Source organism: Nocardia sp. NPDC055321 (assembly GCF_053645575.1).
The window spans coordinates 132,718-143,166 of sequence record NZ_JBSHMS010000007.1; the positions used below are offsets into that span (position 1 = coordinate 132,718).

Sequence of the window (10,449 nt, forward strand, 5' to 3'; positions counted from 1 at the left end):
ACGGCCCCCGCTACGCGCCGCGTTGCGGGGACGCGGTCGTGCCGGGTGTGAAGTAGTCGCCCGCGCGGTACATGGCGGGGATCGCGACCAAGACCGCGGCTATGTGGATTACGCGAAATGTGGCCAGCGCCAGTGGCTCCGGCGACCAGTCCACCGTTACGCCCTGCCCGGAGAACAGTGTGGTCGCGGGCTCGATGAGCAGGGAGGTCATGCCGACCACGCCGAGGCCGAGCGTGAGAGTCGTTCGGGCCCACCGCGCGCCCGCCGCCATCTGTAGAGCTATCGCCGCGACCGCCACGTAGATCAGTCCCCGGGCGGCGAGCCCCAGCAGCAGGCCGCCCACGTCGGCATCCGGCTGATCCAGTGCCGAGGACGCCCGCAACAGCGACTCGCATACCCCCGCGAGCAACGCCACGACAATGCCCTGCAGCGCGATCGAGACCGCCACCGGCCGATCCCGGTCACCGTCCGACAAGTCCCGTGCGTGCGCCCCGATACCGCTCATACCCCCACTGTCCCCGCCCCCGTCGCCGATACGGATCACCCGCGAGTACGACACGCCACCGGTCCCGCAGTACGACAGCGGTACCGGAGCCGCGGCCGATACCCGCGCCGCGGATCGGTTCGACCTCGCGCCCGCATACCGCTTCGGTTACGGGCGGCACGGTCACGCCACCGCAACCATGCAGCGAAACAGCCTGTGAACTGCTGTGAATACGTCCACACACACCGCCTCGGGTCGACGCCGCCCCGCGTATTTCCATTGCCGCAGCCACCGCCCGGTCCTACAGTCCGGAACCTGTGTCTACTTTGATTTTGTCGCCCAGATACTCCGAGGACTCTCGGATCATGAGGGCGGCCGCCGTACAGGCGGAGGGCTGGTCCGTGCTGCGGCTCGCCGGGTGGCAAGCTCCGGACGAGCTCGAGGGGCGCGTGACGCTCTACGGGGAGATCTCCTGGGTGGAGGTCATCGCCGGGCAAGCGGGAATCTCGCTGTTGGACGTCCCGGCGGACTGGTTACCGAACCTGCCCGAGCGACATCGCGGGCGCGAGATACAACTGACGACCCTCGGTCGCGCACGTGCCTGGGAGACAGCGGCTTTCGTGAAGCCCGCCGACGGGCGCAAGGGTTTCGAAGGGCGCGTCTACCCGTACGGTGGCCTCGGATTGCCAGATGCCGGAGCGTATTCGGACGAGACCGCGGTGCTGATCGCCGACCCGATCCACTTCGAGTCCGAGTTCCGCTGCTTCGTGCTCGACGGCGAGGTCGTCGCGATCTCACCGTATCTGCGCGCTGGTGAGCTCGCGATGGCCGCCGACGGCGGCTGGCCCGCGAGTGAGCGGGAACTGGCCGATGCGCGGGCCTACGCCGGGCGGGTGCTCGCCGACGTGGACGTGCCCGCGGCCGTGGTCCTGGACGTCGGGCTGATCGCCGGTCGCGGCTGGGCGGTGGTGGAGGCCAACAGTGCCTGGGGCGCCGGGGTTTACGGGTGCGACCCGGGGCCGGTGCTGGGCGTCCTCGAACGGTCGTGTGTACCGGGCGAAGCGATCACCGCGGCCGACCGGCCGTGGCTGTTGGAAGCCGTGCCGGCGGAATGACGGGGGAGTGGCTGCCTAGAGGTCGGCGGCGGGGGCCGGGGCTGCGGCCCGCGGGGGCGCGGCCTGCGGGGCGGTGCCGTTGTGGCGGGCTCGCGCGGGAGACGGGACGTCGGTCCAGCCCGGCGTGGGTTCCTTCCGTCCCCGCAGGTGGATGGTGTCGTGCAGCATCCACCTGCTGCGTTCGGAATCCGCGGCGGCGTCGATGACGACCTGACTGGCCAGGATCCGGCGGCCGACCTGTTTCGCCTCGGTGGTCAGGCGGGCGGCCTCGTTGACCGCGTCGCCGATCACGGTGAACTCCAGGCGGGTATCCGCGCCGACGTCACCGGCGAAGACCAGCCCGCGGGCGACGCCGATGCCGATGTCGAGCTCGCCCGCCGCGATCACCTCGTCGCGAATGCGGCGCGCGGCGCGCAGGGCGGGGGTCGCGTTGTCGTCCAGGGCGATGGGCGCGCCGAAGATGCACAGCGCCGCATCGCCTTCGAACTTGTTGACCAGGCCCTGATTGGCCTCGGTGGCGGCGACCACGATCGACAGCAGCCGGTTCAGCTTGGTGACGAAATCGCGCGGGGCCAATTCCGTGGCCATGGCCACCGACCCGGTCACATCGACGAAAAGCGCTGTCACCACCCGCATATCGCCGGTCAGATCGGATTTGGCGGCGAGCGCGCGGGCCGCGACCTCGGCCCCGACGTGGCGGCCGAACACCGCCTGCATGCGTTCGCGCTCACGCAGATTCGAGGCGAGCTCGTTCACCGAATGCTCGAGCCGCCCGATCTCGCTGGTGCTGCCGATCGGGACCCGTACGTCGCGATCGCCCTTGGCGATCCGGTCGAGGGCATCGCGCAGCGTGTGGATCGGGGTGGCGACCGAGCGCGCCAGCGCCGCCGTCGCGACCGCGCCCGCCGAGAGCCCGACCAGGGCCACGTAGATCGCCGTGTGAATCCGGTCCGCGTACGCCGACGAGGGATCCGCGAGCACCGTGATGAGCATGAACAGCGGCACCGCGCCGGTCACGGTGAAGGTGACGAGCACCCGCATCAGCACCGTGGAACTCCAGTGCCCGGTCCCGTCCAGCACCTCCGACACCACCGGAATGGTCGGCCGGATGAGCCGGTCGACGATCAGGAAGGTCAGCGCCGCCGACTCGATCCCGCCCAGGGTGAACATGGACAGCACGACCGCGAAGTCGCGTTCCGGGGTGAAATGCGCGAACAGCGCCGCCGCGATGATGACGCCCGGCAGCCAGATGGCCAAGGCCCGCAGCGTGATTCCCAGCGGCAGGTGCAGCAGCCGGCGCGCCTCGGCTTCGGTCGGCGTCCGACGCTGATCGAGCCAGGCGAAGTAGTGCTCGCGATCGCGCACCGCGAGCACGATGCCCAGGAACGCGCCGATGGCCGGATAGATCGCCACCTGCCCGAACGCGGTCATCCATTCGGTGCCGAGCCGGGCGAAGAACCCGCTGAGCCACAGTTCGACGGTGATGACCCCGAGCCCGCCGAGGTTGCACGCCATCACGACGGCCGACAGCCCCCAACGCGCGCGCAGCGCCCACAGAATGAGCCTGCTGATCACGTCGCCAGGGGCGTCGCGGCTGCGACGGTCGGTGCGTTCATCGGAATGTAGTGCCTAGGGGTCGTCCGGCTGTTGCTCTGGACTTTAGAGACCTTTTGCTCCGGATTGCACGTTTGTGAGTTATTGCTCGCGCACTCAGCGCAGCAGAACCAGCCAGACCGCGACGTAGTGGCACAGCGCCGCGACCACCGTCGCCGCGTGGAAGAACTCGTGGTAGCCGAACACCTCCGGCCACGGATCCGGCCAGCGCGCGGCGTACAGGACGCCGCCGATGCTGTACGCGATCCCGCCCGCGAGCAACAGCAGCACCGGCGCCCACCCCACGTTCCCGATGAGCGTCCCCGCGACCGGCACGATGGCCCACCCCAGCAGCAGATACAGCGGCACCCCGACCCAGCGCGGCGCGGTGGGCCACAACATCTTCAGCGTGACCCCCGCCAGCGCCCCCGCCCACACGGTGACGAGCAGGATCGTCCCCGCCCGCCCCCGCACACCGAGCAACGCGAACGGCGTGTAACTACCCGCGATGAACAGGAAGATCATCGAGTGGTCGGCCCGCTTCATCCACATACGCGCCCGCGCGGTCTTCCAGTGCACCCGGTGGTAGGTGGCACTGATCCCGAAAACCCCGCACACGGTCAGCCCGTAGACCGCCGTCGACCAGGCCGCGGTCGCCGACACGGTGCTCGCGACGCTCACCAGCACGATGGCCGCGACGGCCGCGACTCCCACGGCCCAGAGATGGATCCACCCCCGCAGCCGCGGCTTGATGAGCGCGATCTCGTCCCGAACGGTTTCAAGAACATCCGCCACCGGGGCGGGAACACTCTCCGACACGTAGTTACCTCCTCAGTAACCTACGGTACCGTAGGTTGCGACCCGAATCCCCCCGAAAGTGGCGGGCCCCTCAACGGATACGCCCCCAACCCCCGTCCCCACATCACCCACCCGTAGGGGTCCGGCACCCTCGCCACCAACCGGGTTTCCAGTGATCACCCCTCTGCGAAGGCGAAGCCGAGCCCCAATTCGGCAGACCCGCACCTGTCCTTCATGAAATGTGCCCGATCGGATTGTGGCCCACAGATCTCGAACGGTCCGGTATCTCCCGGGGCACGCCCAAGATGGGCTCGGCTCCTGCCCGCATCGCGCGAATGGGAAGGCCAACGGCACTCGTGCCGCGCGCCGATCGGGTCGCGCCGACTGATTTCGTGCCGGTCGGGGTAACTCCGGGGGTACGCCCAAAATGGGTTCCGCTCCTGCCCGCACCACGCGAATGGGACGGCCAACGGCACCTAGGCCATGCGCCAAATACGCGGGGAGGCGGGGGAGCGTAGGGTGACTGGCCGTGAAGCTTGCGAGTCAGGTGCGTGGACTCCCGTATCGCGTTTACGAGGCCAGACTGGCCAAGCAGCTGGCGGGTAAGCAGCATCCGCGCCATGTGGCGGTGATGTGTGACGGCAATCGGCGGTGGGCGCGGGAGAACGGCTTCACCGACGTCAGTCACGGGCATCGGGTGGGCGCGCTCAAGATCGCCGAGCTGGTCGGCTGGTGCGGTGAGGCCGGGATCGAGATGGTCACCGTCTACCTGCTCTCCACCGAGAACCTGGGCCGTGACCCCGAGGAGCTGGAGACGCTCTTCGAGGTGATCACCGACGTGGTCGAGGAACTCTCTGCGCCGGAACAGAATTCGAGCGTCCGCATCGTCGGCGCGCTGGACCAGTTGCCCGATGTCGTGGCCAAGCGATTGCGGCACGCCGCCGAGGGCACCCTGGGCCGGGACGGCGTGCACGTGAACGTGGCCATCGGCTACGGCGGCCGGCAGGAGATCACCGACGCGGTGCGCTCGCTGGTGCGCCAGGAGATGGAGGGCGGGGAGACCGGGGAGGATCTGGTCCAGGCCATCACGGTGGACGCGATCGGCCAGCACCTGTACACCTCCGGGCAGCCGGATCCGGATCTGGTCATCCGCACCTCCGGTGAGCAGCGACTTTCCGGATTCCTGCTGTGGCAGAGCGCCTACTCCGAGATCTGGTTCACCGAGGCCTACTGGCCCGAATTCCGGCGCGTGGATTTCCTGCGCGCCCTGCGCGATTTCGCCGCGCGGCACCGCCGCTTCGGCGTCTGAGCACGCACCCGGGACCCGAATTCCGCACCGTGACCCCGGCCGCGACCGCGACACGGCCAGTCAACGGTTGTATTGCAGTGCAATGGCTTCCGTGGTTCGCGGGCGCTTCGCTGCGTACCGTCGGATCGCATGAGCGAACTGGTCGAGGGGCAGGGTGGCGCCGCGGCGTACCTGAGTTATGAGGAGTTCGGGCGGCGATTCCTGGAATACGCGGCGTCGCCCGAGCGGATCGCCGGCGCTTTCGAGAAGCTGACCGGCGAGCAGTTCGAGTTCGGCCCCATCGGCGCGGGCCCGGGCCGCATCGCGAAACTCTCGGCCAGCGTGCGCCTGGGCCAGCCCCGCCTGAATCGGGAAGTGCTGGAAAACATTTCGTTCGATCTGGTGATCCCGCTGGACGTGGACCTGCTCATCGACCTCGCGGTGGACCGCTACCCCTTCCGCGTCGACGGCACCATTCACCTGCGCCTGACCGTGCGCACCGCCGAACCGCTGCGGGTGCTCATCGAGATCGCCGAGCCCCAGCCCAGCAACGTGCGCATCAACGTGGCCAGCGCGTCCCGGCGCGGCGAGGTGCTGCGCATCGTGGCCAGCGTCGACCACGAGATCCGCCGCTTCGTCGCGCGCTACATCGCCGAGGAGATCCACAAGCCGAACATCCAGGCCGCCACGAACATCGACGTGGGAGCGCGCCTGGACGCCGCCTGGAGTCTCTGACTCCCGCGAGCCCGGAGTTCCCGGCTCCCTACAGCTTGCGCAGGCGCAGCCGGTTGATGGTGTGGTCGGAGTCCTTGCGCAGCACCAGCGTCGCGCGCGGGCGGGTCGGCAGGATGTTGTCCACCAGGTTCGGCCGGTTGGTGTTGTTCCAGATCTCCTTGGCCGCGCTGGTGGCCTCGGCGTCGTTGAACCGCGCGTAGTGGTGGAAGTGCGAATTCGGATCGGCGAAGGCGGTTTTGCGCAGCGCGAGGAACCGCTGCACGTACCAGGTCTCGATGTCCTCGATGCGCGCGTCCACGTAGATGGAGAAGTCGAACAGGTCCGAGACCATCAGTCGCGGACCGGTCTGCAGCACGTTCAGGCCCTCGACGATCAGGATGTCGGGCTGGCGCACGCAGTGGAACTGGTCCGGCACGATGTCGTACGCGATGTGCGAGTACACCGGCGCGCACACCTCGGTCGCACCGGATTTCACCTCGGTGACGAAGCGCAGCAGCTTGCGCCGGTCGTACGACTCCGGGAAACCCTTGCGGTGCATGATGCCGCGCCGGGTGAGTTCGGCCGTGGGATACAGGAATCCGTCGGTGGTGACCAGATCCACCCGCGGGTGGTGGTCCCAGCGCGCCAGCAGCGCCTGCAGCACGCGCGCGGTCGTGGACTTGCCCACCGCCACCGATCCGGCCACGCCGATCACGTACGGCACCTGGCGGTCGGGATGGGTTTCCCCGAGGAAGGTCGCGGTCGCGGCGAAGAGCCGCTGCTTGGCCGCCACCTGCAGGTGAATGAGCCGGGCCAGCGGCAGGTAGACCTCCGCGACCTCTTCCAGGTCGATCTGCTCGCCCAGACCGCGCAGACCGGTCAGCTCTTCCTCGGTGAGTACGAGCGGAGTCGACTTGCGCAGTGTGCGCCACTGCTTACGGTCGAATTCCACATACGGACTCGGCTCACTCATTCGCGCCATTTATCCACGTCCCCGTGTCGGCCGACAACGGTCACCGCGGGTCCGAACCCGGGCCCGTGTCGGTTGGGTTTCCACCTGTACTGACCCCGGACTCCTCAGAGGCGGATACGTCGACACTCCACGCATAGGCGAATTGTGCTCGGCTCCTACAACCCGGTGAACACCAGGTGTTGCTACTCGCCGGTAACCATAGTGATCTAGGACATAGCCGCGGCGGTGACACGCGCCCGAGCAGGCAAGGCAGTTAAATGAACTCCCATGGCAGCGCATCCGCTCGTGACCGAATACCTGCGACTGGGCCTGGCCTTCGATCGGTTGGAGGAGGGCTTCGTCGACGCCTTCACCGGCGATCCGGCCCTGCGCCGGGCGAGTGAGAACGCGCCCGCCCCGCAGCCGCGCGAGCTCGCGCACCGGGCCGCGACCCTGCTGAAAGAACTGCCCGGGGCCGGGCTGTCCGCCGAGCGCACCGAATTCCTCGAGGTCCATCTGCGCGCGCTCGAATGCTCGGCCCGCAAGTTCGCCGGGGACGACATCACCTTCATCGACGAGGTGCGCGCCTATTTCGACGTGGAGATCGCACCCGGCGCGGAGGACGACTACCGCGAGGCGCATCGGCAGCTCGACGAGGTACTGCCCGGCGACGGCCCGCTGCTCGATCGCGTCACCGCCCATCGCCGCGCCGACACGATCCCGCCCGAGCGCCTGCGCGAATGCGTGGACGCCTTCTCCGGGGCGCTGCGCGAATTGGTCCGCGAACGCTATCCGCTGCCGGACAACGAGCGCGTGGAATACGAAGTGGTGGGCGACAAGCCGTGGTCCGGCTTCAACTACTACCTGGGCGACTACCAATCACGGGTCGCCATCAATTCCGATCTCGAACAGCACATGTCCCAGCTCGGCCATTTGATCGCGCACGAGTCGTACCCGGGCCATCACACCGAGCACTGCCGCAAGGAAGCCGGACTGGTCGCCGCCGGGCAGGACGAGCAGACGCTGTTCGTGGTCAACACCCCGCAGTGCCTGATGGCCGAGGGCCTCGCGGATCTGGCGCTGAAGTCGATCGTCGGCCCGGGCTGGGGCCGCTGGGCGCAGGAGATCTACGCCGATCTCGGACTGCGCTTCGATGGTGAACGCGCCGAACGGGTTTCGACGGCCTCGGCCAAGCTGCTGGGTGTGCGCCAGGATGCCGCGCTACTGCTGCACGATCGCGGGCGCGGGGCCGATGAGGTGGCCGAATTCCTGCAGCGCTGGAGCCTGGTGACGCCGGAGCGGGCGCGGCAGTCGCTGCGGTTCCTGTCCTCGCCGCTGTGGCGGGCCTACATCAGCACGTACGTGGAGGGTTACCGATTGCTCGGTGGCTGGCTGGACGGCGCCGCCGGTCCGGACGATCGATCCGAGCGTTTCCGGCGGCTCCTGGATGAACCCCTCACACCCGGCGCGATTCGTCGAATGTGAGGGAACTCCCCGAATTACCGGTGTATCAGGCGGCGGTGCCCCAGTTGGCACAGGAGGCGCCACCGCTGGAGGCGGTGCACAGGGTGCGGAGCAGGGTGAGCAGAACGTCCTGGAAACCGCCGCCGGCAATGTTGTACAGCATATCTTTTACCTCGAAAGCTAGATCTGGGCCGATGCCACTGGCCGGGAAAGCCAGCGCGCGAAACTTTACCGATCTTCGGTGCTTCGCCATAGCCTGAATTTCGCGCGCTGTCCATGCCTACGCCGTTACGGGCGCGTCTCGTCTGCGTGGACATGGTCCGCGCCCCTACTTTCCGGGGCAAAGGTTCTTCGGTGTGTCGGCGGTGTTTCGCCCTGTCGCTCGGGTGGCGCGCCGGTCCGGCGGGCGCGTGATCCGGCATGCGGGCCGCCGGATAGGATGGGCGCTACCGCGACTGGCGCACTCGAGGTGGAAGCAACCACCGGGAAGCACCGAAGTCCCGCACCGCGCGCCTGGGTGCAGGGCGAACAGGACCCCTGGCACCCCCGGGGATCCCGGAGCACGGAGGTTGCGATGGATCGGCATTCGCTCGGCGACACTCAGAACCCGCTGGCAAACGGCGCGGCACCGGCAAATACACTCGGCGGCGTGACGCAGACGACCTCCTCAGTCAATTCCCAGTCCCTCGGTGAACTAGACCCCGAGGTCGCCGAGGCCATGGCCGGTGAGCTGGCCCGCCAGCGCGACACCCTCGAGATGATCGCCTCGGAGAACTTCGTGCCGCGCGCGGTGCTGCAGGCGCAGGGCAGCGTGCTCACCAACAAGTACGCCGAGGGCTACCCGGGCCGCCGCTACTACGGCGGCTGCGAGAACGTCGATGTGGTCGAGGATCTGGCGCGCGCCCGCGTCACCGAACTCTTCGGCGCCGAATACGCCAACGTCCAGCCGCATTCGGGCGCGCAGGCCAACGCCGCGGTCCTCATGGCGCTGATGAATCCGGGCGAGCGCCTGCTCGGCCTGAATCTCGCGCACGGCGGCCACCTCACCCACGGCATGCGTCTGAACTTCTCCGGCAAGCTGTACGAGGTCAGCGCCTACGGCGTGCGCGAGGACGATCACCGCGTCGACATGGACGAGGTCCGCAAGCTCGCGATCGAGTCCAAGCCGCAGGTGATCGTCGCCGGCTGGTCCGCTTACCCGCGGCACCTGGACTTCGCGGCCTTCCGCGAGATCGCCGACGAGGTCGGCGCGAAGCTGTGGGTCGACATGGCGCACTTCGCCGGTCTGGTCGCGGCCGGGCTGCACCCCTCGCCCGTCCCGTACGCCGATGTCGTCTCCTCCACCGTGCACAAGACCCTCGGCGGTCCGCGCTCGGGCGTGATCCTGGCCAAGCAGGAGTACGCCAAGAAGCTCAACAGCGCGGTCTTCCCGGGCCAGCAGGGCGGTCCGCTCATGCACGCCATCGCCGCCAAGGCCGTGGCCTTCAAGATCGCCGCGGGCGCCGAGTTCGCCGAGCGCCAGGCCCGCACGCTGTCCGGCGCCAAGATCCTGGCCGAGCGCCTGAACGCCGAGGACACCAAGGCCAAGGGCATCACCGTGCTCACCGGCGGCACCGACGTGCACCTGGTGCTCGTCGATCTGCGCAACTCGCAGCTGGACGGCCAGCAGGGCGAGGATCTGCTGCACGAGATCGGAATCACCGTGAACCGCAACGCGGTTCCGTTCGACCCGCGCCCGCCGATGGTCACCTCCGGCCTGCGGATCGGCACCCCGGCGCTGGCCAGCCGCGGTTTCGGCGACACCGAGTTCGCCGAGGTCGCCGAGATCATCGCCGCCGCGCTGACCGGGTCCGCGGATCTGGATTCGCTGCGCCAGCGGGTGTCCAAGCTGGCCCAGGCCTTCCCGCTGTACGAGGGCCTCGAGGAGTGGCGCCTGCTCGGCTGAGTGCCGGAGCAGCACTGACGAATACGGCCCGCCGCGATAGAATTTTAGCGGCGGGGGGGTTTTTTTGATTGCGGGGGGGCCGGTACTGGCGGGGCC

The 10,449-nt window shown here is 68.5% G+C and carries 9 protein-coding genes and 1 riboswitch; of the genes, 5 read left to right on the top strand and 4 right to left on the bottom strand.

What is annotated here, in order from left to right; all coding sequences use genetic code 11:
- Positions 1-10 precede the first annotated feature (10 nt).
- Complete coding sequence (locus ACWIGI_RS13615; protein ID WP_454202693.1) at positions 11-505, bottom strand: hypothetical protein; 495 nt, start codon at positions 503-505, stop codon at positions 11-13.
- A gap of 344 nt (positions 506-849) precedes the next feature.
- On the opposite strand from ACWIGI_RS13615, the gene ACWIGI_RS13620 reads away from it, so the two are divergent.
- Positions 850-1,599: an ATP-grasp domain-containing protein gene (locus ACWIGI_RS13620; protein ID WP_454202694.1), complete on the top strand. Its 750-nt coding sequence runs from the start codon at positions 850-852 to the stop codon at positions 1,597-1,599.
- Between the two features lie 15 nt (positions 1,600-1,614).
- Here the strand turns inward: ACWIGI_RS13620 and ACWIGI_RS13625 are convergent, their stop codons facing one another.
- The gene (locus ACWIGI_RS13625; RefSeq protein ID WP_454202695.1) at positions 1,615-3,174 is read right to left on the bottom strand and encodes an adenylate/guanylate cyclase domain-containing protein; all 1,560 of its coding nucleotides are present in this window, start codon (positions 3,172-3,174) and stop codon (positions 1,615-1,617) included.
- Between the two features lie 135 nt (positions 3,175-3,309).
- Complete coding sequence (trhA, locus tag ACWIGI_RS13630; protein ID WP_454202854.1) at positions 3,310-3,987, bottom strand: PAQR family membrane homeostasis protein TrhA; 678 nt, start codon at positions 3,985-3,987, stop codon at positions 3,310-3,312.
- Positions 3,988-4,519: 532 nt separating this feature from the next.
- Between trhA and ACWIGI_RS13635 the strand changes: the two genes are divergently transcribed.
- Together ACWIGI_RS13635 and ACWIGI_RS13640 are read left to right on the top strand one after the other, a co-directional pair.
- Positions 4,520-5,299 (top strand): isoprenyl transferase, encoded by a 780-nt coding sequence (locus ACWIGI_RS13635; RefSeq protein ID WP_454202696.1) that lies wholly within the window; start codon positions 4,520-4,522, stop codon positions 5,297-5,299.
- A gap of 129 nt (positions 5,300-5,428) precedes the next feature.
- On the top strand, positions 5,429-6,013 hold the full coding sequence (locus ACWIGI_RS13640; RefSeq protein ID WP_454202697.1) for a hypothetical protein: 585 nt from the start codon (positions 5,429-5,431) through the stop codon (positions 6,011-6,013).
- A 28-nt stretch (positions 6,014-6,041) separates the two neighbouring features.
- On the opposite strand, the gene coaA is transcribed toward ACWIGI_RS13640, so the two are convergent.
- Positions 6,042-6,974, bottom strand: a complete 933-nt coding sequence (gene coaA, locus ACWIGI_RS13645; protein WP_454202698.1) for a type I pantothenate kinase — start codon at positions 6,972-6,974, stop codon at positions 6,042-6,044.
- 258 nt (positions 6,975-7,232) lie between these two features.
- Here coaA and ACWIGI_RS13650 point away from each other — a divergent pair, with 258 nt between their 5' ends.
- Together ACWIGI_RS13650 and glyA are read left to right on the top strand one after the other, a co-directional pair.
- Entirely contained in the window at positions 7,233-8,429 is a 1,197-nt protein-coding gene (locus ACWIGI_RS13650) for a DUF885 domain-containing protein (protein WP_454202699.1), read from the top strand.
- Between the two features lie 420 nt (positions 8,430-8,849).
- Positions 8,850-8,934, top strand: a riboswitch (ZMP/ZTP riboswitch).
- 123 nt (positions 8,935-9,057) lie between these two features.
- Positions 9,058-10,353 (top strand): serine hydroxymethyltransferase, encoded by a 1,296-nt coding sequence (glyA, locus tag ACWIGI_RS13655; protein ID WP_454202700.1) that lies wholly within the window; start codon positions 9,058-9,060, stop codon positions 10,351-10,353.
- The last annotated feature ends 96 nt before the right edge of the window (positions 10,354-10,449 follow it).

Coding starts and splice junctions, on each gene's coding strand:
- ACWIGI_RS13640 (WP_454202697.1), top strand. CDS start 5,429: ATGAGCGAACTGGTCGAGGGGCAGGGTGGCGCCGCGGCGTACCTGAGT.
- coaA (WP_454202698.1), bottom strand. CDS start 6,974: ATGGCGCGAATGAGTGAGCCGAGTCCGTATGTGGAATTCGACCGTAAG.
- ACWIGI_RS13650 (WP_454202699.1), top strand. CDS start 7,233: ATGGCAGCGCATCCGCTCGTGACCGAATACCTGCGACTGGGCCTGGCC.
- ACWIGI_RS13620 (WP_454202694.1), top strand. CDS start 850: ATGAGGGCGGCCGCCGTACAGGCGGAGGGCTGGTCCGTGCTGCGGCTC.
- ACWIGI_RS13615 (WP_454202693.1), bottom strand. CDS start 505: ATGAGCGGTATCGGGGCGCACGCACGGGACTTGTCGGACGGTGACCGG.